This window comes from Bacillus cereus group sp. BfR-BA-01310 (assembly GCF_022664325.1).
GTDB classification, from domain to species: domain Bacteria; phylum Bacillota; class Bacilli; order Bacillales; family Bacillaceae_G; genus Bacillus_A; species Bacillus_A paramycoides.
On sequence record NZ_JAKUHD010000014.1, the window covers coordinates 1 to 25875 of the forward strand.

A 25875-nucleotide genomic window follows, 5' to 3' on the forward strand; every position below is an offset into this window, starting at 1 on the left:
TCCAAATGGAGAATTTATTTCGTTTAAAAGAAAAGCGCACTCTTACATGATTGGAGAGGAAATCTCGTTTAACGAACAAGAACAAAGAGCACTGCATTTTTCAATCCCTTCTTTCTTAAAGCCTGCATCATTACTTGTTGCTTGTTTTCTATGTGTGTTGCTGTTTTTCTACAACCAACCTGAAGAAAAAGTATTTGCTTATGTCTCAGTTGATATAAATCCAAGTTTAGAGGTGAGCGTAACAAAGGATCTTCGTGTTATAGATTTGCGAGCTTGTAATGATGATGGAAGGCGTATTTTAAATGAAATGAAGCGATGGGAAAATAAACACCTGCAAGACGTAATACGTACTATTATAAAGAAGAGTCAAGAGGATAAGTACTTAACGAATAATAAGCAAGTTATGCTAACAGCTGTTACAAAGGACAAGTCGCTAGAACCACAATTGGAAAAGGCTATGCAAGAATTAAAGAAAGAGTATGAGATAAAACATATTACAGTCGTATATCAAACCAGTACGATGCAAATGCGAGAGAATGCCAAGAAAGCAGGGGTTGGCACAGGTGTTTATATAAAACAAGAGAATGAGAAGCGGAAATCACTTACTCCTCCTGCGCCGCCGTCTAATCAAGAGGAGCGCGATGAGGAGATACATTCGCAACAAAAGTCATCTCCTGATACATCATCGAATTCGTCACCTGTAAAAGAAGAAGGATACGAGAAGCAAAAGTATATAGAACAAAAGCAATCCAAGGAACAGCAACCTAAGCAAATAAAAGAAAATAATAGATATCAGGAAGAAAACAACGGTAGAGGGTCTCAGCAAGGAAGTAATGGAAACCAGCAAGAAAACAACGGTAGAGGGTCTCAGCAAGGAAATAATGGAAACCAGCAAGAGAACAACGGAAGAGGATCTCAGCAAGGAAATAATGGAAACCAGCAAGAGAACAACGGAAGAGGATCTCAGCAAGGAAATAATGGACATCAGCAAGAGAACAATGGTAGGGGATCTCAGCAAGGAAATAATGGGCATCAGCAAGAGAACAATGGAAGAGGATCTCAGCAAGGAAATAATGGACATCAGCAAGAGAACAATGGAAGAGGATTTCAGCAAGGAAATAATGGACATCAGCAAGAAAACAACGGTAGGGGATATAAACAAGAAAATAATGAGAATCAGCAAGGAAATAAAGGTAATATAAACGAAAATAACGGGTCTGAAAATGAGGACGAAAACATTCCTGCCACATAACATCAAGGGAATGGAAAGAAGAATCCATAAAATGTTGAAGATGGGGATTCGTTTAATTTCAAAGCTAAAAGGAATTTATTATTCTATATTCCTATTAAGCTATTTTCGTATCCTATTAATATAGTTTGCGTTTGTACTTAGAATAAGGCGAAAAGGAGTATGTAGAAGATATAATGGAGAAAAAAATTCAACAAGAGAAAGATAAATCAAAACCTGTTTTTTATGATCCTAAAGGAAGAAGAAAAATAGCTTTTAGTTGGTTTCTATGTATCTCAATAGTTAGCATAAGTATTGTATTTTATTTTTTCTTTCAAAGTATTTTTTCAACACCAGAAATTCCAAATATGAATCCTACTGTAAAAGAGGATACTAAACTTGTACCTATTAATCAAAAACTTAGCGACCAGCAGTTAAAGAAAGAAGAATTCAAACCTAATACCGAAATGAAAAACGATGAAAGTTCGGTGAATTCAACGAACGATAGCAAACAACCTAAAGAAGTTTATGGTTTTTATGTAAACTGGGATGAAAATAGTACAGCTTCTTTAAAAGAAAATATCGATTCATTAACCACGTTAGTACCGGAATGGTATCACTTAAAAGCAGACTTAACAATTAGTAGTGAGATAAAAACTGAGATTGTAAAGTTAGCAGAAAAAAATAAAGTGAAAATTATGCCTTTACTTACTAACTATACAGAGGAAGCTTCTGGTCCTGATGGTGGGCTTATTCATAAGTTATTGAATTCCCCAGATGGTGTAAAGACAAAGTTTATTAATGATTTAGTAAAGCAAGTTGAAAAGAATCAATTTTCGGGTATTAATATTGACTTTGAGGCAATACCTGAGGGCGATAGAGAAAACTTAACAAATTTCATGAAAGAACTTACTACGGTCTTTCATAAACATCATTTGCTCGTTACGCAAGATGTCCCTGCTAATGATAAAGCTTTTGATTATGGTGCGTTAGCCAAAGTGATAGATCGAATGATTGTAATGATGTATGACGAGCACTATGGAGCAGGGGCACCAGGACCAATTGCTTCAAATAAATGGTTCGAACATACGCTTAATGAACTAAATATTCCGTCTGAGAAACTTATAGTCGCTTTCGGTAACTATGGATATGATTGGAAAGTAAATAGTAAAGAACCTGCGAAGCCTTTAACTTTCTCAGAAGTTATGACAATGGCTCATGATTCAAATATAAAAATTCAATGGGATAAGATTAGTGGAAACCCTTATTTTAGGTATAAAACAGAGGGGAAAGAACATAATGCTTGGTTCTTAGATGGTGTTACTCTTTATAATCAAGTGAAAATCGCAATGAACAACAATGCAAAGGGGTTTGCATTATGGAGATTAGGAGCAGAAGATCCTACTATATGGAAAGTGTTAAAAAATCCTATTGAGGTACAAAATAATCATGATGCATTACATAAAATCGCTAGTTTGGATGAAGTGAATTATTCTGGACAAGGTGAAATTTTACAGATTGAGAATGAAAGAAAAAATGGATTGAGAGATTATAAAGTAGATAAAAATGGTTATCTTACAGATGAAGTATATCAATCACTACCATCTGCATACGAAGTGCAACGTTATGGAAAACCAAAAGGAAAACAAGTAGTATTAACATTTGATGATGGACCAGATCCTAAATACACACCGGAAATTCTAGATATATTAAAAGAGAATAAAATAAAAGCAGCTTTTTTTGTACTTGGTGAAAACGCTCAACTAAATCCTAGTATTGTTAAAAGAATATACGATGAAGGGCATGAAATTGGCAATCATACCTTCAAGCATCCTAACGTAGCTAATACGTCTTTACTACGAACAAAAGTAGAACTGAATACGACACAACGTTTAATTCAGGAAATAACTGGACATTCTACGGTTTTATTTAGGCCGCCATATGAAGCAGATGCTAACCCGCATTCATCAAATGAAATATTGCCTATTTTGCGTGCACAAAATATGAACTATACAATGGTGGCAGAAAAAGTTGATCCTGAGGACTGGGCAATGCCATCAACCAATGAATTGGTAAAGCGTGCTCTTAACCCCATTTATAAGGGAGAGGGAAATGTTATTCTTCTTCATGATGCAGGAGGGAATCGTACCCATACGGTAGAGGCGCTACCGATTATTATTAAAGACCTTAAAAAGCATGGATATAGTTTTGTAACAATTTCAGATTTAATGAATAAAGAACGAGATGAAGTTATGCCTCCTGTTTCTTCTGAGGGTAAGCAATATTTACTTTACAATAAAGCTATCTTTTCAGGAATGGGATATGCAAAGCATATATTAACAACTATTTTTTATATTGCTATTGGATTAGGTATTTTCCGATTCCTATTTTTAATATATTTTGCATTCAAGCAGAAAAAGAAAGTAAGCGCTCGCTTATTTACTAATTCTTCTTATCAACCTTTCGTTAGTGTTGTCATAGCAGCATATAATGAAGAAAAGGTGATAGCCAAGACGATTCGCTCAATTTTGGATAGTGATTATAGAGAGTTTGAAGTTATTGTTGTGGATGACGGATCGAAAGATGGTACGTCAAAAGTAATTCAAGAAACATTTTATAAACACCCTAAAGTTCGTTTAATTCAGAAAGAAAACGGTGGGAAATCATCCGCAATGAACTTAGGATTTCAACAATCACGTGGAGAAATCATTGTCACTTTAGATGCGGATACTATTATTGCGCAAGACGCTATTTCTCTAATGATTAGACACTTTGAAAATCATAACGTAGCGGCAGTTTCAGGGAATGTTAAAGTTGGAAATAGACGGAATTTATTGACTACTTGGCAACATGTTGAGTATATTACAGGATTTAATTTAGAACGCAGAGCTTTTGATGAGTTAAATTGTATTACAGTAGTTCCTGGAGCTATTGGAGCATGGCGTAAAAAGAATGTAGTTGAATCTGGATATTTAAGCGAAAATACATTAGCAGAAGATACGGATCTTACTATTACGTTTTTATGTGAAGGACATAGAATTGTATATGAAGAAAAAGCATATGCTTTTACGGAATCACCTGAAGATGTGAAAAGTCTTATTAAACAGCGATATCGTTGGTCATATGGTACACTTCAATGTCTTTGGAAACATCGAAAAGCATTGTTTAATACAAAGCATAAAACATTAGGATTTATTGCGTTGCCTAATATGTGGTTGTTCCAATATGTTCTGCAATTCATTGCTCCTTTAGCAGATATATTAATGATTATGGGGATTTTTGGTAGCAATCCGCTCAAAGTGTTAGGATTTTATCTTGTATTCTTTGTCATAGATCTTCTTGCTTCACTATTTGCATTTAAATTAGAGAAAGAGAACCCTAAACCATTAGTATGGTTAATTTTACAACGCTTTATTTATCGTCAATTTATGACTTATGTTGTCATTAAATCTATATTCTCATCGATTCGAGGAGTAGCAGTAGGATGGAATAAACTGAAGAGAATGGGGAGTGTTAAACATTCTCCAGAACATAAGGAGGCATCATAAGAGAGCAGATTATCTGCTCTCTTTGTCATTGATTTTAGTTAGTTGAATCTAGAGTAGATGTAACATAAAACCTTCTGCTCCCATAACGAAATTTCTATTCATTACTGATTATTGATAGTGAGACATTATGCTAAGGCCCCCCTTTAGTTTCGGACTAAAGATTTTTTTATAGTTTTTTTAAAAATGACGGACACAAAATCGTGTATCCTTTCGAATTATATATATGGATATCATTAATGTTTATATAAAAGGGGAGAAAAAATATGAAAGAAACAAAAGAAATGTATGAAGAAATCTCTGAAGTATTAAAGGTATTGGCGCATCCTGTCCGTTTATCCTTAGTAAAAATAATGCTTGCAAAAGGCCCTACTAATGTAACGACAATGTATGGGGATTTACAAATGCCCCAAAGTACAATTAGTCAACATTTATCCAAATTAAAAGCTGCTAAAATGATTACAGGTACTCGGAAAGGATTAGAAATTTATTATGAGGTAACGGACAATCGTACAAAATCAATATTATCATGTTTAGTTTAAATGCTGACTTACTAGATTTCAAAGTAACAAATTATATAACTATCCATAGCACTAATTATGCAAATAGCACAGTCGTCCTGTTGAACAGTTTTTCTGTTTTTCTTAGCGTGAAGCTAGCAAAATTAAACTATTTCAAAATGAAAAAACGCTATTCTTTCTGTAGAATCATAGGAAAGAATAGCGTTTTTTCATTTTAAGGAGTATCTTTTATATTAGCTTGATAGCGATATGGTATTATCTCTAAAATACAAAAATATTGATTTTGCTTTCATTTTCTTAGCTGCATTGGGTATATGCTTTAACATGATTTCGACAAGTGTTTTTATATATTGATTTTTCAATTATTTCACCTCTATTAATAGTTTCACAGTATCGTTGTAATTAATCTGCTTTTCTAACAAACTAATAATAAAATATAAACATCACTTTCCGTAATTATTGATATTTATTTGATTATTACATATATTATAACATTTCTCCTTATTCTGTTGGTAAAATGGCCTTCATATTCACTAAGCTATCTATTCTGTATGTACAAAATTTATGAAACCTCAATTGGCAGCAATAAAATTCATCAAGTTGATGATAATGAGGAGTAACAAATGACCTGGCAAGTGGAACTCATATTTTTGGATAGAGAGCATTATATGTTTTTGATATATTAATAGTTAGGGAACATAAATAAGGGGTGAAGATATAAAAATGGAATTATTTGATTACTATAAGCGAAAAGGGAAGTTTAAACTGCTAATTGGAACGGGTATTTTTATTCTTGCTTTATGCGCTGTATATGACGATTGGGGACATGTTAATTGGGGGCAGATTATCTTTATTGTTATCGCTTCTTCTATCTTTTTTGGAATTGGATTTTGGCAGTTAAGAAAAGGAAATTTGATACAAAAGAATACTATAAGAAGTAATGCAACGTTTTGGGATGTTGATACTTTTGTCGTATTAGAATTACCTAAACGGAACAAGCAATTTGGTTTATATCATCCTGATGGTGAATATATGGCAGGAACAAAGATTGTTTCATCTAACATTCTTTTTTCAGTGATACCTTTTTTACATAATAAAGATGTTTACGGATTAGAAACGAGTAGTGGGGAAATTATAGCATATTTTCATACTGAAGTGGATGGATTTGATTGGGTAATCTATGATTCGAATTATCACCAGATTGGTATGTTTAAAGAAAAAATGATACAAGGATTTACTATGATACGTGGTACTTTGATGACTGATAAAGCTACAAAACTGTCAGATGTAGAAGTTGAGTTTGATTTTATTCAAAGTACTCTCCGTACAATAGATGGACGTACATTAGCGATCGGTAAGCAAGGATATATGCCTATAGAATGGAGTGAAAGGTTTATGGGTTTAAATGTACCGACTATTACATTAGGTTCTAATGCGTCTAATAATGAAAAAATTCTCGGTTTAGGGGTGCTCCTTTATAGCTTACGTACAATTGATATTAGAAAAAGTAGAGCGAGCGTTTAATGAGGAAAATGTAGTATTTATAGACGAAGCCTTATAAAAATTTCATCTTTTAATTATTTTTTGGGGTTGCTATCTTCTTAGCTTGGTGGATGTGGGGGTACATCCACAGTCCAGCAACTTAAGAAAACAAGTTACCCCAAAAAACGATAAATATACAAGTTTTCCATTTTGGGGGATTTACAACTTTAGGTTAATGGCATGTTACAGTACTCTATTATAAAGTTTCAGAAGAATTCTTGTCATAAAAAGATGTAATAAAGTTTGGAAAGTTCTTTTATTCATTTAATCTTTTGATCTGATGATCTTTTCCCCATTCAAATAGTTCATCCATAATTTGCATTAAAGATTTTCCATATTCGCTTATTGTGTACTCAACCTTTGGTGGTACTTCTTGATATACAGTACGATGGATAATTCCATCAGCTTCAAGTTGCCGAAGTTGTTGTGTAAGAACTTTTTGCGTAATGTTTGGGATTTCTCGTTTTATTTCATTCGTTCGCATTTTTCCATCCATCAAAACACATAATATATGAACTTTCCATTTTCCACCGATTACTTCGAGTGTCGTTGCGATTGGACAATCATCATTTTGATTCATATAACACCTCCAAAGGTACTTTAAGGTTCCTATAGCACTTGAAAGTACGTACTTTCCAATTATATGTGACTCATTCATACTAATACTAAAGGGTTTGAATTATTTATAAGGGGGAAGAAAATATATGAAAACACTTGTAATTGTAGCACATCCTGATATTGAAAAGTCTCGAATTAATAAAAGATGGGTAGAAGAACTTGAGAAATATTCGGATGAAATAACGGTACATGAACTATATAAAGTGGCACCAAATTGGGAGTTTAATGTTGAAGAAGAACAAAAGTTGTTAGTAGAGCACGACCGATATATATTTCAATTTCCGCTCTACTGGTATAGCTCACCACCATTATTAAAAAAATGGTTCGATGATGTATTAACATATGGATTTGCCTACGGATCAAAAGGGGATAAAGTGAAGGGGAAAGAATTTGGTGTAGCTATTTCTATAGGTGGATTAGAAAAGGACTATAAAAATAGCGGAATTACGATGGATGAGTTGACGAAACCATTTCACGCTACGTGCTTATATACAGGAATGGAATTTATGCCATCATTTTATTTATATGGTGCGGAGTATAAACTAAGTGATGAAGAGATTAATAAAAGTGCACCGGAGTATGTGCGATATGTGATGAATAAGGAGTATTCTAATATATAAGAGGAAATAGCCATTTACTTGTTAAGTAGATGGTTATTTTTTTATTCACTTTATATTAACTAAGTGTAATCTTTAGTGAATTAATAATTAATCTGGTAAAATAAAACCTAACATATATAAAGGGGAGTTTTACTTGAGAACGATGCAGCAATTATTACAAAAAAGATCCATGCAATCACCAAATTTGGAAGCGCTTGTTGGGGGGGAGAAAAGATATTCGTTTCAACAATATAATGAACGAGTAAATCAACTTGCGCATTACTTGTTACATAGCGGTGTGCAAAAAGGGGATCGCATAGGAGTTTTATGTAAAAACAATCACCCGCTTCCAACAATTATGATGGCAAGTTTAAAAATTGGAGCGGTATTTATTCCGCTTAATCATCAGCTTACTGCTTATGAATTAGAATCGATTGTAAAAGAAGCGAGATTAAAAGTATTAGTTATTGATGATGAATTTAGTGAAGTTGTATTAAAGGTTGATGCAGTTAAAGAAATTCCTAATGTAATTGAAACAACAAAAGAAGGTTTCGGTGCTTTTGAATTAAAACTACAAGAACAGCCAATAACAGAACCGAACGTGGCAGTTCATGAAGACGATGATGCTATTTTCTTATTTACTTCAGGAACGACTGGAAGTGCAAAAGCCTGCGTAATTGGTCATAAAAACTTACACCGCTATTTTACCGAGATTGCGGGGCAAAGAGAAATTCCAGCAGGTGAACGCTTTTTATCAGTGCACCCATTGTTTCATATGAGTGGCGTGCTTTCTATTTTAAATTGTATTTATCATGGCATTACGATGATCTTCTTAGCTGATTCGAATCCTACTCTTATTTGGGATAAGATTGAAGAAGAGAAAATTACTACGATGCTTGCGTTCCCAGCTGTTTATAGTTATATGCTTGATGAACTGAATAAAAAAGAGCGTAACATTTCGACTTTGAAAGTAGCACAAAGCGGTGGTACAAAAGTACCAGAAACGCTCATTCAAAAATATATGGAAAAAGGAATATATATGGTGCAAGGCTATGGTAGTACAGAAGGTTGGGTAGTAACCTCATGGCATCCAAATATGGGGAAAGAAAAAATGTCTTCTGTAGGGAAAACACTTAAACATGTAGAGTTAAAAATTGTTCATCCAGAAACGGGTGATGAACTAGCAACGAATGAAGTTGGAGAGATCCACGTAAGAAGTCCTTACATGTTTAAAGGATATTGGAACAACGAAAAGGCGACAGAGAAGGTAGTGAAAGATAATTGGTTTAACATGGGTGATGCCGGCATGATCGATGATGATGGATTCCTACATATTATGGGAAGATATAAAGATGTTATCGTGCACGGTGGTGACAATGTATATCCAGATCAAGTAGAAGATGTAATTCATGAAATAAATGGTGTTCTAGAAGTTGCAGTAGTTGGAGTCCCAAATGACTTTTGGGGGGAGATTCCAACAGCTTACACTGTAAAAGACATTAAAACATCTTTAACAGAAGAAGAAATTATTCAACATTGTAAAAGAAAACTAGCAAATTATAAAATACCAGAAGTTGTATTTATGGATGAATTACCGAAAAACGCTTTAGGGAAAGTGTTGAAGAGGGAATTAAGAGGAATTGTACTTGTAAAATAAAAAATGATTAAACGATGAGGAATCCAGTTATGTACAAAGCATAACTGGATTTTTGTTTATAAAGAACATAATAATTTACTAGATTTTGTATTTTGTGTAAGATAATAAAGAATATTCAATTAATAATCGAGGGAAGAGATATAAATGAAGCTGCCACTATTACAAGTAGAGACAGAGAGACTTATTATTCGTCCATTTCAAAAAGAGGATTATGAAAGTTGGTTAGATGGATTCAATAAGAGGTTACCATCTCAACATAAATATGATGATGGCTATCATGATATGTCGTCTTCAACGAAAGAATGGTTTACGGAATGGATAAGAGGTTTTGATGAAGCGGCACATCGAGATGAAATGTATGTATTAGGTATATTCCGAAAAGAAGATGGAGCGAATATTGGAAAGCTAGAGCTCATTAAAATTTTACGTATGGACTATCAATGGGCAATGATGGGGTACTCTATTCATAATCAATATTGGAAAAATGGATATGGAGTAGAAAGTGTAAAAGCTGCACTACCGTTATTTTTTAATAGTCTTCAATTTCATAGAATCGAATTACATATAAATGTTGAGAATGAGCCATCCGTTCGTCTTGCAGAAAGAGCAGGATTTTCCTTTGAATGTAAGAGAAAGGCTTTTTCTCTTGAAAATGGTAAGTGGGCAGATTTTCTTATTTATTATAAAAATAAGGAGATGGATATATGAGGGTACTTATTACAGGTGGAAATCGTGGATTAGGGGTTACAGTTAGTAAAAGTATTTCTGAAAAATGGTTGTTCCATCAAAAATGATGAATTTCCATCGGTATTAAAAGAAATACCAAATGTCTCTATTCATCCACTTTGCATAGAAACATATGATGCAGAAGCAAAAATGCACGGTCGTCATTTTTCATCACCTTATTCTGGAACGATTGAAGATCCGGTGACAGAAACGGCTTCAGGTGTAATGGGAGCGTATTATGCGACGTATTTGGAGAAAGATTTTGACCACGAATTGGAGTTAATCGTTGAGCAAGGACAGGAAATAAATAAAGATGGTCGTGTAACGGTTTATGTAACGAAAGATGTAGAAAATGAGAAGTTACAAATAGATATTGCTGGAACTGCTGTGTATGTGAAGGAGTTTGAAGTTTCAATTTAAAAGAGAAAAGCCGGTCGTATAGCCGGCTTCCTTATCTGTTCAACACTTCAATATACGAAGCGTCTCCAGTTGTTCTTATAGTAGAGCGGAAATTGTTATTTTCTAATGTTTCAGCAACTTGTTTTAATTGCTGTGCATCATCATGGTGAATGAGTAAACTATCTGCACCACTTTCTTCTATATGAATATGTTCGACATTTCCAATCGCTTCATGTATAGCTTTTAAAAATTCTGGTTTCATAATGTCCTCCTATATGTATGTAACGTTGTTATTTAGTATTTCCTTATTTATGAAATATAAAAGTAAATGAAAGGAGAAATGAAAATGAATATAACGCAGTTTAATGAACATATTACATCACTTTTTCAAGAACACCTTAATAAATACGGTGATGATGAGTATGGTTTTACTCACATAAGTAAAGAGGAATTTCACAAAATAGGTTACACAACAAATTTGACGCTAGAAACAATTGAAGAAGCATGCAGAAATGGTGTCGATATGATACTTACACATCATGCACCGTGGAGCTTTTTATTCGGTATGGAAGAGGCTTGTATTGAGAAACTAAAACAATATGAAATGAATCATTTTTGGATTCATTTGCCGTTAGATTTCGTAAAGTTTGGCACGTGTACGTCGTTGTTTAAAGAAATTGGGATAGATACAATACTGGAATATTCCACGTATGAGGAGGAAGAGCTACCGGGAATAGGAGAATATGAAGAAGCGATTCTATTTTCAAACTTAGTTGAAAAACTTGAAGAGAGAATGGAAGAGAGTGTGAAGAGTTGGGAAAATCACGATAGACCAGTGAAACGAATTGCGATTTTAACGGGTGCAGGGAACAATACAAATCTTATTGAACGTGCACTAGCAAAAGGTTGTGATACGTACATAACAGGAGAAAAAACATTATATACAGTGCAACATGCAAAATTTAAGGGGATTAATTTAATTATAGGTAGCCATACGTTTACAGAAGTATTTGGTGTAGAAAGTTTAGCTCGTAAATTAAAAGGAAGAGATTCTACAATTGAAATTACTAGATTAAATGAAGAGCATTTGGAGTAAAGAAATAGCATCGCATTATCATAAATGGAATGAATTATGTGATGAAATATTGAAAGAGGCAGTCTTAATAAAATAAAAATCAATCTTTGTTATATTAAGATTTTAGGAGGTTTTTCTTTATATTTGTCAAATAATAGTAGGGGTGTCTTTTGAATTGAGGGAATCTTCGGAATTAAGGGTGGGAGAAATGGACATTTCAATAATCGCTGAACAACTAGTTAATGAGAAGATTATTTCATATTATCCGAAAAGCATTAAAGTGTTGAACGGGGGAACGACAAGTACTGTATATTTGTTGGACGAAAAATACGTTGTAAAGTTAAATAAATCGGAAGTGGTACGTGAAGAAGCTGATTTTCTTTCTTTTTATGATGGGAATACTTTATTTTCAACACTTTTGTTTAAGGATCCTTTAAACAGATATATTGTGTATTCCTTTCTTGTAGGGACTACCTCGTGCGAACTTGGGTATAAGAGGAGAACACTTTGTACACTTGTAAAAGAAGTAATTAATACGTATGAAATAGTTCCAGAGGAAGATGGATGGGGATGGAAAGATAGTCCGGTTCAATCTTGGGCAGAATTTTTATTAACAAATGTAATGGAAGCTCGTGAAAATTTGAGGCAGTACATAAGTGATGAAGAACATCAGCTTGTTCTTACACTTGTAAATAGTCCAAAAAGAAGTACTGGAATGGATAGGCCGTTTTTAATACATGGTGATCTTGGATTCCATAACTTTATATTTCGGGATAATAAGTTATATGGTGTGATAGATCCTTTACCAGTCTTAGGAGATCCTATATACGATTTAATTTACGCGTTCTGTTCAACTCCGGAAGATTTAACAAAAGAAGCGATTGGTTATGCGATAAAACCATGTATATTTCATAAAAAAGAACGAGATTTATATGAGGAAATAGTCATAGGCTTATATTTACGTATAGATACGTGTATAAGACACCACCCAAAAGATTTAGAAGATTACTTAGTAGCTTGGCGTTATTGGATGAATGAGATTTAGCTTATCAATTGAAAATAAAAAAGCAAAAAACTATCAACAAATATCGGCTTAGTAAAAAATATCGAGATAGGAGAATAACTATGAAAAATTTTGTTTGTACAACGTGTGGCGTTCAGTATGCAGCGAGTGTGGAAGAACCAGTAAGTTGTCTTATTTGTGATGAGGAGAGACAATATATTAATCCGAAAGGGCAGTCTTGGACGACTTTAGAAAACTTGCAAACTAGTGATACATATAAAAATGAAATTATAGAAGAAGAAAATGGGCTTTATAGTATTACGACAAAACCAGAATTTGCGATCGGTCAAACGGGATATGTAGTAAAAACGGAATCGTATCGTTTACTATGGGATTGTATTACTTATTTAGATGAAACGACAATTGAGAAGATAAAAGAGTGGGGCGGATTAGATGCGATTGCACTATCTCATCCGCATTATTATTCAACCCAAGTAGAATGGGCAGAAACATTCGATGTACCAATTTATATACACGAAGACGATAAAGAGTGGGTTATGCGTCCGAGTAGTCGTATTATTTATTGGTCTGGTGAGTCTTTACAATTAGCGGATGGAATTACTGTACATCGTCTCGGAGGACATTTTAGTGGCGGTTCTGTATTACATTGGGAAGAAGGAAATGATGGGAAAGGTATTTTATTAACAGGTGATATTATTCAAGTTGTAGCGGATCAGCAGTGGGTAAGCTTCATGTATAGCTATCCAAACTTAATTCCATTACCGGCGAGAAAGGTTGAGGAAATGGCGAATCGAGTGAAGCCGTTACAATTTAATCGTCTATATAATGCTTTTCATCGAGTAGTAAAAGAAAATGCAAATGAGGCAGTTGAACGTTCTGCGGAAAGATATATTAAAGCGATAGAAGGAAAGCTGTTTCATACGTAAAGGAGTGCTAGATTAATGAAAACGTTAGTATGCTTTGGTGATAGTATTACAGCTGATGAAACATTTTTTGATGGAACGCCAAGATTAACACCACGTTTGCAAGAGATGTTTCCAAATTGGAAGGTGCTTAATGCAGGTGTTCCAGGTGATAATACGTTTGATGCACTACAAAGGATTGAAGCGGATGTATTATCGCATGAACCAGAGACTTTGTAACAGTTTTTCTTGGTACGAATGATGCAGTTTCTTTTGCTCAAGTGTCATTACAAGCATATAAAGAAAACTTAGAGAAGATTGTAAGCGCGATTTCATCAGAAAAAGTACTACTTATTAGTCCTGCGCCAGTTGATGAAGCAAGGCAACATAATAGAACGAAGGAAGTACTCGGCCAATATGCAGACGTGGTTGAGGAAGTGGCGAAAGAAACAGGAAGTCATTTTTTAAATTTGTATGCTGAAATGATCCAAGAACAGCATTTTGAACTACCCCCACTTAACACGCTAACGAGCTGTTTGAAGTGGGGGATTCCTACGAACACCAAGGTATCCCTCAGTTATATGAGTAGGCTATCTCCGTAGTCCCTACGGTTAGAAGCCTTAAAGCTTCTTTTCTCAGATTTTGTCCTGCATTCACATCCCTGTCATGATGCATACCACAAGAAGGACACGTCCATTCACGCAGCTTCAAATCTTTCACGCCTTTGTTTTTGTTGCTACAATGTGAACAAATTTGAGAACTAGCGAATGTTTTCGATACTACAACCACTTGCTTTCCATACCACTGTGCCTTGTACAACAGTATCGCTCTGAATTGTGACCAAGATACTTCTTGAATCACTTTCGCTAATTTACCGTTTTTCAACATATTGGTTACTTGCAGATCTTCTACCCCAATCACATCGTGGTTTTTGATGATCATAGTAGAGAGTTTTTGTAAGTAATCCGTTCTTGCATTTTTGATTCGTTCATGAATGCGAGCGACTTTGATTCGCTGTTTATACCAATTCGCTCCTCCTTTTGTACGCCGAGACAAAATACGCTGAGCATGAGCAAGTTTATTCTCTAATACCCGAAACCATTTTGGATTGTCAAATACCTCGCCAGTTGATAGCGTCGCAAAGTGTTTCACACCAACATCTATACCAATAGAGGAACCTGTCTTCTGTAATTTTTGTACTTCTACTTCAACTTCAACAAGAATGGAGACAAAGTATTTTCCACTTGGATTCCTTCTAACAGTAGCGCTCAAAATTCGTCCTTCTACCTCACGACTTTTGGCAAATTTGACAAGACCAAGTTTTGGTAACTTCAATTTATTATCTATAATCGCGATGTTCCCATTTGTGTGTTTCGTTGTATAGGATTGGACTTTATTACTTTTCGACTTAAACCGTGGGGCTTTGTTTTGTTTTTGGAAGAATTTTGCATACGAGTCAGCGAGGTTGTGAAGAGAAGATTGAAGAGCAATACTGTCCACTTCTTTTAGCCACACAAATTCTTTTTTGAGCGTAGGTAATTGCGACGAACAAGTACCATACGTTAATCCTTTTCCTGTTTCTTTATATCTATCATTCCACTTTTCCAAAAAGTAGTTGAATACAAAACGAGAACAACCAATTGTTTTCGCAATTCGTATTTTTTGTTCTACACTAGGATAAATCCGAAACTGATACGCTTTATGGGCGAGCACTACTTTTCACCTCACTTCCTATTTTTATTTGTTTACAATCTTTTTCATGATATGTATGAGAACGATATCAGAATATAGCAAAAAAATACTGCTCACGTATTATTTCTTCTTTTTTGTCGAAAGTCCTCTGTCCCTTTCAAAAAATATACAAATGAAAGAATTTTTACAATGGAACAATTCCATAGATGTAAGAATACTTCGGATATACAGCATTTTCTTTCTATAGGAACGAACGGATACGGATACCTTATACTGATTCTTCAACAAGAAGAACCTTTAGGCTTTTGCCTAACCGCCATTCATCTCCCACCTACTCATTGGACCATGCCCTATCCATTCCTTGAGGTGGGAGTTTTCTGTCGGGAAATGATAAAAAATTTGTAGAAAATGATGAAAAAGACGGTTTACACTTTGGACCACAAGGTTATGAATATTTAGCGAAGTTAATTTGTAAAAAGTTAAAAGGGATTCTGTAAGAAGCAAAGCGTGGGCGCTTTGCTTTTTTTGTATTTCTTATAATGAATTTTACCAATGTATGCGACTCGTAAAGTAGCAGTACTAGCATTGTAGCACTGCAAAAATGCAAACAACTTAATATATTTTAATTAATCAAGGAAGTAGGCAATTCCTGTACCAAATGTTTAGTACCTATAGCACTTTAAGTACATACATTTTTAACGTGTTAAATATAATTCATAATAGCACCAGTAAGAAAAAAACAAGCTTTATGGTACTAGTTACTAACGAAGTTACAGCAGTTTATTTAGATTCAGAATTATTGAAAGGCGGTACTATAGAGTCTGGTAATTTCAAAAAATGCCAATGTGGTATAAAACGATTAGGGAGGTTAAAGATATGAGTACTTCAAATATGAATGAAATAAGTAAACAAATTTTAATGGAGGAGGAAACACTTCAATTTTCCTCTTTTACAAATGAAGATGCCTTGCAATTAGGTTTATTTATCGTTGAAACAGCGAAGCGAGAGGGGAAATTGATTGCTGTTGATATAGCCAAAAATGGTGTGCAATTATTTCATTTCAAGATGACAGGGACAACTGAGGAAAATACTAAATGGATTGAGCGTAAAAAACGGGTCGTTTCTCTGCATAATCATAGCTCGTATTATATGCAGATAGAAAGTGAAATAAGCGGAATTCCATATCATGAAAAATACCGTTTAGATGGCTCGGAATATGCTGCGTTTGGTGGATCCTTTCCTATCCAAATAAAAAACGTAGGGGTTATTGGAATGGTAACAGTCTCGGGATTACCACCAGAAGAAGATCATGAATTGGTTATAAGAGCAATTAAAAATCATTTAAATCAATAATAGAAGTAATTATAATGGTTACATAAAAAGGCGGAAATGAACATATTCCTGTTCGTTTTTGCCTTTTTATTATTTGTTTACTGTAATAAGCAAGGACGTATTCCTATTCTTTTCGAGATGATATTCTTAAAAAAGTACAAAGAGAATCTAGTATGGATTCTAGAGGACAACCGTAATCAGTTAAAGAATATTCTATTTTCGGTGATACGCTATTCTTTGGATTACACCGTCTTCTTCTAATACATAGACAAACACTGAAAGATATTACGGGATAAAAAATCTTCAATTCAAGATGTTTTTCTTGACGATAATAATATATGTAGTTAATATACTAGACATAACGTAATCTAATTACTAAAAGTAATTAGATTACGTTATGTAAGGTAGGGTGGATAAGTAGGATGTGGTAGAAATGCTTTGAATTGCCACTATTAATATTGGGGACAATTAGAAAGCGACAAATATAAAGATTTGAAGTTAATAACTCTTTACTTTTTTATAAACCGTGCATTTAGAAGTTAAGAAGCAAGAATGAATCAACAAGAGTATTAGCTTCTGTACAATTCATTTTTACTATATTGACAAGGATTAAACACCAAGAGGGGGACTGAAAGTGGAATCAATGACCTTTGTTTTATTTGGAGCGACAGGGGATTTAGCGAAACGAAAAATTTACCCCGCACTATATAACTTATATAGAGATCAAAAGCTTCCAAAGCAAATATCCGTTATCGGGCTTGGAAGACGTGAAGTATCTCATATAGATTTTCAAAAAAGAATAAAAGAATCAATAGAGACGTTTTCTCGTCATAGGGAAGAAGGTACTCCAGAACTAGAAGGTTTTTTAGATAATTTTCGCTATTGTCCATTAGATGTGAGTAAGCCAGAAGACTATGAGAGGTTATTACAAGTCGTTCGTGAAAGGGAAGAAGAACTACATATAAAAGGTAATAGAATGTTCTATCTTTCAGTTGCTCCTGACTTTTTCGAAACAATTGCTTTAAATATTAAGGAAAGCGGACTGGATAGAACGGATGGATGGAAACGCCTGATGATTGAGAAACCGTTCGGGCACAATCTCAAATCTGCTCGTGAGCTGAATGATAAGCTAAGTCGAACGTTTGAAGAAGACGAGATATACCGTATTGATCATTATTTAGGTAAACCGATGATCCAAAACATTGAAGCACTAGAATTTGCAAATCCTGTTCTCCAATCAATTTGGAATAAAGAACATATAGCGAATGTACAAATAACAGCTAGTGAAACGGTTGGGGTTGAAGAAAGGGCAGGATATTATGATCAGGCGGGAGCCATTCGTGATATGGTTCAAAATCATATGTTACAAATATTAATGATGACTGCTATGAATCTGCCGGAAAAAATTAACGCATCTGAAATTCGAGAGGAAAAACGAAAGGTAATGGAGACGCTTCGTAAAGTGAAAAAAGAAGACGTTCAGAACCATATCGTTCGCGGACAATACGGCTCAGGAGAGATAAATGGTCAACAAGTTGTAGCATATAAAGAGGAGCCAGGAGTAAATCCTTCTTCTAACATAGACACATTTGTTGCCGCTCGCTTATGGATTGATAATCCATTTTGGACTGGCGTTCCCTTTTATATACGAACAGGAAAAAGAATGAAAGAAAAGTCTACTCGTATTGTAATCGAATTTAAAAATACGTTAAAACAGCAATATCAAGATAATAATCCAAATGCAGAGCCTAACTTATTAATAATTGAAATTAGCCCAGGTGAGAATGTTTCATTACAGTTAAATAGTAAAAACCCATTGAAAAATGGAGAGATTGAACCGATCCGTATTAACTTTACTTGCGAGCAAGCGGATGTGGGAGTACCTGAAGCATATGAAAGACTCATCCATGATGCTGTGAGTGGAGACTCTACATTCTTTGCACATTGGAGAGAAGTAGAATTGTCATGGGAGTGGGTGCAGCCAATTCTTGAAGCGTTCGAGGAAAATTTATTGCCACTTCATGAATACGAGTCTGGTTCATATGGCCCAGATGCGGCTAATGAATTATTGCAAGAAAGTGAATTTAAATGGTGGTTAGATCAAAGAACGGAAAAATAAGTACATTCTGAAATGAAGGTATTTAGGGGGACGATTACTATGACACAAAACATAAATCAATTAGCAGTTAATACACTTCGTACGTTATCTATTGATGCTATTAATGCGGCAAATTCAGGTCATCCAGGTCTTCCAATGGGAGCAGCACCGATGGCTTATGCATTATGGGCGAATCATTTAAATTACAATCCTAATCACCCGGAATGGTTTAACCGTGATCGTTTCGTTTTATCGGCGGGACATGGATCGAGCCTATTATATAGCTTACTTCATTTAGCTGGATATGACGTTTCAATTGATGACTTGAAAAGTTTCAGAAAGTTAAATAGTAAAACACCGGGACATCCTGAATTTGGTCATACTCCTGGAGTTGAAGCGACTACAGGACCGTTAGGACAAGGGATTGCAAATGCTGTAGGGATGGCAATGGCAGAAGCACATTTAACAGCGAAGTTTAATAAGGATGGTCACTCTATTATAGATCACAGTACGTACGCTTTAGTTGGAGACGGTGACTTAATGGAGGGTGTTGCTTATGAAGCAATGTCAATGGCAGGGCATATGAAACTTGGCAAGTTAATTGTACTATACGATTCAAATGAAATTTCACTTGATGGAGAATTAAACATTGCTTTCTCTGAAGATATTCAGAAAAGGGCAGAATCTGTACATTGGCAATATGTAAGAGTTGAGGATGGAAATGATGTTGAGGCTATTACAAAAGCTATTCAATTAGCGAAAGAAAATACGGACCAACCTACTCTTATAGAAGTACGAACGATTATTGGTTATGGAAGTCCAAAAGTTGCTGGAACAAACAAAGCACATGGTAATCCGCTTGGAGTAGAAGAAGCAACAGCGACAAAACAAGTGTATGGTTGGCATTATGAGGAAGACTTCTTTGTGCCGGAAGAAGTAACAGCTCATTTTAATGAACTGAAACAAAAAGGTATTGAAAAAGAAAACGGCTGGAATGAGCAGTTCAATCTATACAGAGAGTCGAATCCTGCACTTGCAGATGAATTAGAAAAAGCGATTACAGGTGAGGTTTTAATTGAAGCGAAAGACATTCTATCCTTTGATACTGAAAAAACGATTTCAACTCGTGTTGCAAGTGGGGAAGCTATTAATCATTATGTGAAATTGATTCCTTCTATTTTCGGTGGAAGTGCAGATCTTTCTCATTCCACTATGACAGATATAAAAGGTGAAGCTGTGTATGCAGTAGAATCGTTTGCTGGCCGAAATATATACTTTGGTGTACGTGAACATGCAATGGGAGCGGCAGCGAATGGACTGGCTCTTCATGGAGGAGTAAAACCTTTCGTAAGTACATTCTTTGTATTTAATGATTACCTTCGTCCATCAATTCGACTTGCTGCATTGCAAAAATTACCTGTTACTTATGCATTTACACATGATTCGATTGCTGTGGGAGAAGATGGTCCAACGCATGAACCAATCGAACACTTGGCAGCTCTTCGGGCAATTCCTGGTCTAATAGTTATCCGCCCATCAGATGCAAATGAAACAGCGAGTGCTTGGGCTTATGCTTTACAGCAAACGGATGGTCCAGTCGTTTTAGTACTTAGTCGTCAAAATTTACCGGTGTTTAATGAAACTAAAGCGAACATAGAGAATCTTTCTAAAGGAGCTTATGTATTAACGCAAACAAATGAAAATCCGGATGTGATTTTAATTGCGACAGGTTCTGAAGTTTCTTTAGCTGTTAGTGCGAAAGAAAAATTAGAAGAAAAACATGCTTCTGTTCGTATCGTTGCAATGCCGAGCTGGGAGTTATTCGATCGCCAATCGAAAGAATATAAAGAATCGGTTCTTCCGTCTTCTGTAACGAAACGGGTATCTCTTGAGATGGGTGTATCTCTTGGATGGGAGCGCTATGTAGGACAAGAAGGAAAAGTATTATCGATTGAAACATTTGGAGCTTCAGGAACTGGGGCTGAAGTCATGAATCTATTTGGATTTACGACAGAAAATGTTGTTCAAATTACACAAAATGTATTGAATTCTTAAACTATGACTGTGAATACCTTTCTGAAAATACCAACTTATAAGTGTTGAAAATGATATGTCAAAAAGGTATTCAAGATTATAGTGATATCTATTTTTAATAAAAGGTGATTTGAGGAGGAATTATATTATGCAAGTAGGATTAATTGGTTTAGGTAAAATGGGATTAAATTTAGGGAAAAATTTAATTGATCATAAACATCAAGTAGCAGCATTTGATTTAAATACGAGTGCAGTGGAAGAAATGAAAGAGTATGGGGCTACAGGTGTATCTAGTTTAAATGAACTTGTTCAGTCGTTAGAATCACCTAGAGTTCTTTGGGTTATGGTACCGCACGCTGTTGTTGATTCTGTTATTGATGAGGTTACACCATTGCTTTCAAAAGGAGATATTTTAATTGAAGCTGGTAATTCACATTATAAAGAGTCGATTCGCCGATATGAGCAACTAAAGCAAGATGGCATTCACTTTATGGATGCAGGAACTTCTGGCGGAATGGAAGGCGCTCGTAATGGTGCTTGTTACATGATCGGAGGAGATCAAGAAGCTTGGGACATCGTTGAACCTATCTTCCGTGATACAGCTGTAGAAAATGGATACTTATATGCTGGAAAAGCTGGTAGTGGTCACTTCTTAAAAATGGTTCATAACGGAATTGAATACGGTATGATGGCCGCTATTGGTGAAGGATTTGAGATTTTAGAGAAAAGTGAATTTGATTACGACTATGAAAAAGTATCAGGAGTATGGAACAACGGTTCAGTAATTCGCTCTTGGTTAATGGAATTAACTGAAAATGCATTTTCTAAAGATGCAAAACTGGATGACATTAAGGGCGTTATGCATTCTTCTGGTGAAGGAAAATGGACAGTAGAAACAGCATTAGATCTTCAAACAGCGACTCCTGTTATCGCAATGTCTCTATTAATGCGTTACCGCTCATTAGACAATGATACATTTACAGGAAAAGTTGTAGCAGCTCTGCGCAATGAATTTGGCGGACATGCAGTAGAAAAGAAATAAACATCTTAAAATTATAACTCATTAACGTTTAAAAACTGGAGGGAATTGATCATGAAATTTTTTATTGATACTGCAAATCTTGAGGACATAAAAAAAGCATATAAACTTGGAGTTTTAGCTGGTGTTACAACGAATCCTTCTTTAGTAGCAAAAGAGGGCGTTAAGTTTGAAGACCGTATCGCAGAAATTTGTCAGGCAGTACCTAAAGTTGAATCTGTTTCGGCAGAAGTAACGCCAGATGCTGTTACAGCAGAAGAAATGATCGCTCAAGCAGAAGAATTAATTAAAATTAATGGTGGCGATAAAAACGTCACGATAAAACTTCCGATGACGTTAGCAGGATTAGAAGCTTGTCGTTATCTTACTGAAAAAGGTGTGAAAACGAACGTTACACTTATTTTCACTGTGAACCAAGCTCTTTTAGCGGCCCGAGCAGGTGCAACGTATGTTTCTCCATTTTTAGGTCGCTTAGATGATATTTCTGAAGATGGCGTATTATTAGTTGCTAAAATTGCTGAATTATTCGATGTTCATCAATTAGATACACAAATTATTGCGGCTTCTGTCAGACACCCAGATCATGTAACTCGTGTAGCAATGGCAGGTGCTCACATTGCAACAATTCCTTATAAAGTAATTGAACAACTTGCTATGCATCCATTAACGGATCAAGGTATTGAAAAGTTTGCTGCGGATTGGGCAAAAGCGCCTAAGTTATAATGAAATGAAGCTTTCACTAATTGCTTTTTCAAGAGAGAACCGCTCCCTATGTAACTTTGTTGTTTTCGGGTTTGAAGTCTTATTACATGAAAACAGCAAAATAAAAGGAGTCATTCATTTTCCAAAAGTATTAGTTTCGTTTTTCAAAATAGCACTATAGTTATGAAAAGGACCCCTTTATGAGAGAGAAGTTTGTTAAAAACTCACATAAGGGAGAGTCTTTTTTCGTATAAATCATGGTGCTCTCAAGTATGTATATTTAAATATCCTTCCAGCTCAAGAAAGAACTTTGTGTGGGGGGTTTTTTGTTATAGGAATATTTCGAAAGGGGTTACATAGTGAACTCAAAATATATGATTGGTGTAGATATTGGGACAACTAGTACAAAATCAGTTTTGTTTTCAATTGATGGATCTGTTATTGCAAGCCATGGGATTGAATATCCTTTACATTCTCCCACGCCAGAAACAGCAGAACAAGATCCAGAAGAGATTTTTCAAGCAGTGATACATACGATTAAAGAAGCTATACGATCAAGTAATGTACAACCGATTGATATTCTTTGCGTCTCTTTTAGTTCGGCAATGCATAGCGTCATTGCTGTAGACGAAGAAGGGAATCCGTTAACGAGATGTATCACTTGGGCAGATAATAGAAGTGCAAGCTGGGCAGAGAAAATAAAAAGTGATATGAATGGTCATGAAATATATCTTCGTACTGGGACACCAATTCATCCTATGTCACCACTTTCGAAATTAGTTTGGCTTCAGAATGAGCATGCAGAATTGTTTGCAAAAAGTTATAAATTCATTTCTATTAAAGAGTATGTTTTCTATAAGTTATATAAGGAATATGTAATTGATTATTCTATAGCATCAGCAACAGGAATGTTCAATTTAAAATCTTTAAAATGGGATGAAGAGGCTCTACATGTTGCAGGGATTTCAGAAGAAAAGCTTTCTAAACTTGTTCCAACGACACACAGCTTAATAGGATTAAATGAAGAACTTGCAAGAGAGATGAATTTACTTGTGTCTACTCCTTTTGTATTAGGAGCGAGTGATGGAGTACTATCAAACTTAGGTGTAAATGCAATAGAGCCTGGGGTTGTAGCTGTTACAATTGGTACGAGCGGCGCGATACGTGCTGTAACAAATCGTCCTGTAACAGATCCAAAAGGTAGAATTTTTTGTTATGCCTTAACTGAAGACCATTGGGTAATTGGTGGACCAGTTAATAACGGTGGTATGATTTTCAGGTGGGCTCGTGATCAATTAGGTACTTCAGAGATTGAACTTGCAAAGCGTTTAGGAAAAGATCCATATGAAGTGCTTACTGAAATAGCAGGAAAAGTTAATCCTGGATCTGACGGTTTATTATTTCATCCGTATTTAGCAGGGGAAAGAGCTCCTTTATGGAATGCAAATGCGCGAGGATCTTTCTTTGGACTTGGATTGCATCATAAAAAAGAACATCTTATCCGTGCCGTATTAGAAGGGGTAATTTATAATTTATATACCGTTCTTCTCGCTTTAAAAGAGCTAATTGGTGAACCGAAAAAAATTCAAGCGACAGGCGGTTTTGCAAGGTCGGAACTTTGGAGACAGATGATGGCAGATATCTTTCATCAAGACGTATATGTTCCGGAAAGTTTCGAAAGCTCTTGCTTAGGAGCTGCGATTCTCGGTTTATATAGTCTAGGTGAAATAGATTCATTACATGTAGTTTCTGAAATGGTTGGGGCAAATTTTTATCATAAACCAAACATGGAAAGTGTGGAAAAATATAAAGATTTAACACCAATCTATATTCGTCTGTCCCGTCACTTGGAAGAAGAATATGAAAGTATAGCAGCTTATCAGAAAAAATGGGTTTAAAGGCTATTTAGCAGGAAAATATGGTAACGTATAAAGAGGTACCCTAATTTTTTAGGATATTCTTTCAATATAAAATAGTTTAAGGCTACTTAGTAAGAAGTTTGATGAACAAAAACTATAGGGAGAGGGTTATGAAAATGATGGATAACAAAGAGTTTATTGGATATGTTGGAACTTACACGAAGGAAAATAGCGAAGGAATATATACTTTTACTTTAGATACGGAAGCAAAAAAAATTAGTAGTGTAACACTTGCCGCTAAGCTGGACAACCCTACATATGTAACGATTAACCGAAATAATGAATATCTCTATTCTGTTGTTAAAGAAGGCGAATCTGGTGGTGTAGCTGCTTATTCGATTGACAGTCATACTGGAGAACTAAAGGCGGAAAACAGACAAGTAGTAGAAGGTGCTTCTCCTTGTCATATTAGTGTTGATAGTAAGAATCGCTTTGTAGTTACAGCGAATTACCATAAAGGAACGATTGAGTCTTTTGAGGTAAATGAAGAAAATGGAACTGTAAATCCTGCTTCATCTGTTATTACACATGAAGGTTCAGGTCCGAATAAAGAAAGACAAGAAAAACCACATGCACATTACGCGGGATATACCCCTGATGAAAAATATGTGGTGGGTGTTGATTTAGGGATTGATAAATTAATTACGTATGAAATAAAAGATAGTACATTAATAGAAGTGAATAGCCTGTCTGTAAAACCAGGAAGTGGTCCAAGACATATTACTTTTCATCCGAATGGAAAGTTTGCGTATGTGATGACTGAGCTAAGTTCAGAGGTCATTGTGCTAACATATAATTCGGAAGAAGGGTCCTTTACAGAAGTACAGTATATTTCTACTGTTCTAGAAGAATTTGATGAAAATAGTCAAGGAAGTGCTATTCATATTTCTTCTGACGGCCAATTTGTGTATGCAGCCAATCGAGGTCATAACAGTATCGTTGTTTTCAATGTGGATCAAAATTCAGGTCAGCTTACATTTGTTGAACATACATCTACAGAAGGAAATTGGCCGAGGGATTTTGTATTAGATCCTACTGAAAAGTTTCTTGTTGCTACAAATGAAAAGTCACATAGTCTTGTGCTATTTTCAAGAAATGAAACTACAGGGAAGCTAACTCTTTTACAATCGGATGTTGTTGTACCAGAGCCTGTTTGTGTTAAATTTTTAAATGTTTAACGTGCGTTGATAAAGGGCAAGGGATGGAAGCTCAATTCATGTAGA

Annotated in this window: 20 protein-coding genes and 4 pseudogenes; 20 read left to right on the top strand and 4 right to left on the bottom strand. The window is 35.1% G+C overall.

What is annotated here, in order from left to right; all coding sequences use genetic code 11:
* From MR109_RS21535 to MR109_RS21550, 4 genes are all read left to right on the top strand, one after another.
* Window positions 1-1252, top strand: a 1252-nt coding sequence (locus MR109_RS21535; RefSeq protein WP_242273814.1) for an anti-sigma-I factor RsgI family protein, incomplete at its 5' end; no start/stop codon positions are given.
* Window positions 1253-1425: 173 nt separating this feature from the next.
* Window positions 1426-4776 carry a trifunctional glycoside hydrolase family 18/polysaccharide deacetylase/glycosyltransferase family 2 protein gene (locus MR109_RS21540; protein ID WP_242273815.1) on the top strand — a complete coding sequence of 1117 codons (3351 nt, stop codon included), beginning with the start codon at window positions 1426-1428 and terminating at the stop codon, window positions 4774-4776.
* Window positions 4777-5039: 263 nt separating this feature from the next.
* The gene (locus tag MR109_RS21545; RefSeq protein ID WP_048373208.1) at window positions 5040-5315 is read left to right on the top strand and encodes an ArsR/SmtB family transcription factor; all 276 of its coding nucleotides are present in this window, start codon (window positions 5040-5042) and stop codon (window positions 5313-5315) included.
* A gap of 702 nt (window positions 5316-6017) precedes the next feature.
* A complete protein-coding gene (locus tag MR109_RS21550) occupies window positions 6018-6818 on the top strand; it encodes an ABC transporter ATP-binding protein (RefSeq protein ID WP_071719090.1) in 801 nt (266 codons plus the stop codon).
* Window positions 6819-7092: 274 nt separating this feature from the next.
* Here MR109_RS21550 and MR109_RS21555 read toward each other — a convergent pair whose 3' ends face one another.
* Window positions 7093-7416 carry a winged helix-turn-helix transcriptional regulator gene (locus MR109_RS21555; protein ID WP_048373205.1) on the bottom strand — a complete coding sequence of 108 codons (324 nt, stop codon included), beginning with the start codon at window positions 7414-7416 and terminating at the stop codon, window positions 7093-7095.
* A gap of 124 nt (window positions 7417-7540) precedes the next feature.
* Between MR109_RS21555 and MR109_RS21560 the strand changes: the two genes are divergently transcribed.
* The 4 genes and pseudogenes from MR109_RS21560 to MR109_RS21575 all read left to right on the top strand — a co-directional run.
* Window positions 7541-8074, top strand: coding sequence for an NAD(P)H-dependent oxidoreductase (locus MR109_RS21560; RefSeq protein WP_098304943.1), 534 nt, complete (start codon window positions 7541-7543; stop codon window positions 8072-8074).
* Window positions 8075-8207: 133 nt separating this feature from the next.
* Window positions 8208-9710, top strand: coding sequence for a class I adenylate-forming enzyme family protein (locus MR109_RS21565; protein ID WP_048373201.1), 1503 nt, complete (start codon window positions 8208-8210; stop codon window positions 9708-9710).
* Between the two features lie 144 nt (window positions 9711-9854).
* Window positions 9855-10418 carry a GNAT family N-acetyltransferase gene (locus MR109_RS21570; protein WP_098475603.1) on the top strand — a complete coding sequence of 188 codons (564 nt, stop codon included), beginning with the start codon at window positions 9855-9857 and terminating at the stop codon, window positions 10416-10418.
* Between the two features lie 81 nt (window positions 10419-10499).
* Window positions 10500-10856 (top strand): annotated as a pseudogene (locus MR109_RS21575) (PhzF family phenazine biosynthesis isomerase); the annotation flags it as partial.
* A gap of 31 nt (window positions 10857-10887) precedes the next feature.
* Here MR109_RS21575 and MR109_RS21580 read toward each other — a convergent pair.
* Window positions 10888-11097 (bottom strand): hypothetical protein, encoded by a 210-nt coding sequence (locus MR109_RS21580; protein ID WP_025149224.1) that lies wholly within the window; start codon window positions 11095-11097, stop codon window positions 10888-10890.
* Between the two features lie 84 nt (window positions 11098-11181).
* On the opposite strand from MR109_RS21580, the gene MR109_RS21585 reads away from it, so the two are divergent.
* The 4 genes and pseudogenes from MR109_RS21585 (at window position 11182) to MR109_RS21600 (ending at window position 14438) form a co-directional block, all read left to right on the top strand.
* Complete coding sequence (locus MR109_RS21585) at window positions 11182-11931, top strand: Nif3-like dinuclear metal center hexameric protein (RefSeq protein ID WP_242273816.1); 750 nt, start codon at window positions 11182-11184, stop codon at window positions 11929-11931.
* Between the two features lie 187 nt (window positions 11932-12118).
* Window positions 12119-12955 carry a phosphotransferase gene (locus MR109_RS21590; protein ID WP_242273817.1) on the top strand — a complete coding sequence of 279 codons (837 nt, stop codon included), beginning with the start codon at window positions 12119-12121 and terminating at the stop codon, window positions 12953-12955.
* Between the two features lie 80 nt (window positions 12956-13035).
* A complete protein-coding gene (locus tag MR109_RS21595) occupies window positions 13036-13860 on the top strand; it encodes an MBL fold metallo-hydrolase (RefSeq protein ID WP_242273818.1) in 825 nt (274 codons plus the stop codon).
* 15 nt (window positions 13861-13875) lie between these two features.
* Window positions 13876-14438, top strand: a pseudogene (locus MR109_RS21600) (SGNH/GDSL hydrolase family protein).
* On the opposite strand, the gene tnpB reads toward MR109_RS21600, so the two are convergent.
* Entirely contained in the window at window positions 14410-15549 is a 1140-nt protein-coding gene (tnpB, locus tag MR109_RS21605; RefSeq protein WP_242273819.1) for an IS200/IS605 family element RNA-guided endonuclease TnpB, read from the bottom strand. The pseudogene MR109_RS21600 and the gene tnpB sit on opposite strands and share 29 nt — an antisense overlap.
* 365 nt (window positions 15550-15914) lie before the next feature.
* Here tnpB and MR109_RS21610 point away from each other — a divergent pair.
* Both MR109_RS21610 and MR109_RS21615 read left to right on the top strand, forming a co-directional pair.
* Window positions 15915-16025: pseudogene (locus MR109_RS21610) on the top strand (esterase); the annotation flags it as partial.
* Window positions 16026-16404: 379 nt separating this feature from the next.
* The gene (locus tag MR109_RS21615; protein WP_242273821.1) at window positions 16405-16881 is read left to right on the top strand and encodes a heme-degrading domain-containing protein; all 477 of its coding nucleotides are present in this window, start codon (window positions 16405-16407) and stop codon (window positions 16879-16881) included.
* Window positions 16882-16950: 69 nt separating this feature from the next.
* Here the strand turns inward: MR109_RS21615 and MR109_RS30440 are convergent.
* Window positions 16951-17095, bottom strand: a pseudogene (locus tag MR109_RS30440) (winged helix-turn-helix transcriptional regulator); the annotation flags it as partial.
* 399 nt (window positions 17096-17494) lie between these two features.
* On the opposite strand from MR109_RS30440, the gene zwf reads away from it, so the two are divergent.
* From zwf to MR109_RS21650, 6 genes are all read left to right on the top strand, one after another.
* The gene (zwf, locus tag MR109_RS21625) at window positions 17495-18979 is read left to right on the top strand and encodes a glucose-6-phosphate dehydrogenase (protein ID WP_242273822.1); all 1485 of its coding nucleotides are present in this window, start codon (window positions 17495-17497) and stop codon (window positions 18977-18979) included.
* A 39-nt stretch (window positions 18980-19018) separates the two neighbouring features.
* On the top strand, window positions 19019-21013 hold the full coding sequence (tkt, locus tag MR109_RS21630) for a transketolase (protein ID WP_242273823.1): 1995 nt from the start codon (window positions 19019-19021) through the stop codon (window positions 21011-21013).
* 127 nt (window positions 21014-21140) lie between these two features.
* The gene (gnd, locus tag MR109_RS21635) at window positions 21141-22034 is read left to right on the top strand and encodes a phosphogluconate dehydrogenase (NAD(+)-dependent, decarboxylating) (RefSeq protein ID WP_242273824.1); all 894 of its coding nucleotides are present in this window, start codon (window positions 21141-21143) and stop codon (window positions 22032-22034) included.
* 51 nt (window positions 22035-22085) lie between these two features.
* Window positions 22086-22754 carry a fructose-6-phosphate aldolase gene (fsa, locus tag MR109_RS21640; protein WP_000667692.1) on the top strand — a complete coding sequence of 223 codons (669 nt, stop codon included), beginning with the start codon at window positions 22086-22088 and terminating at the stop codon, window positions 22752-22754.
* Window positions 22755-23107: 353 nt separating this feature from the next.
* On the top strand, window positions 23108-24631 hold the full coding sequence (gene gntK, locus MR109_RS21645; RefSeq protein WP_242273891.1) for a gluconokinase: 1524 nt from the start codon (window positions 23108-23110) through the stop codon (window positions 24629-24631).
* 131 nt (window positions 24632-24762) lie between these two features.
* Complete coding sequence (locus MR109_RS21650; protein ID WP_472926446.1) at window positions 24763-25830, top strand: lactonase family protein; 1068 nt, start codon at window positions 24763-24765, stop codon at window positions 25828-25830.
* The last annotated feature ends 45 nt before the right edge of the window (window positions 25831-25875 follow it).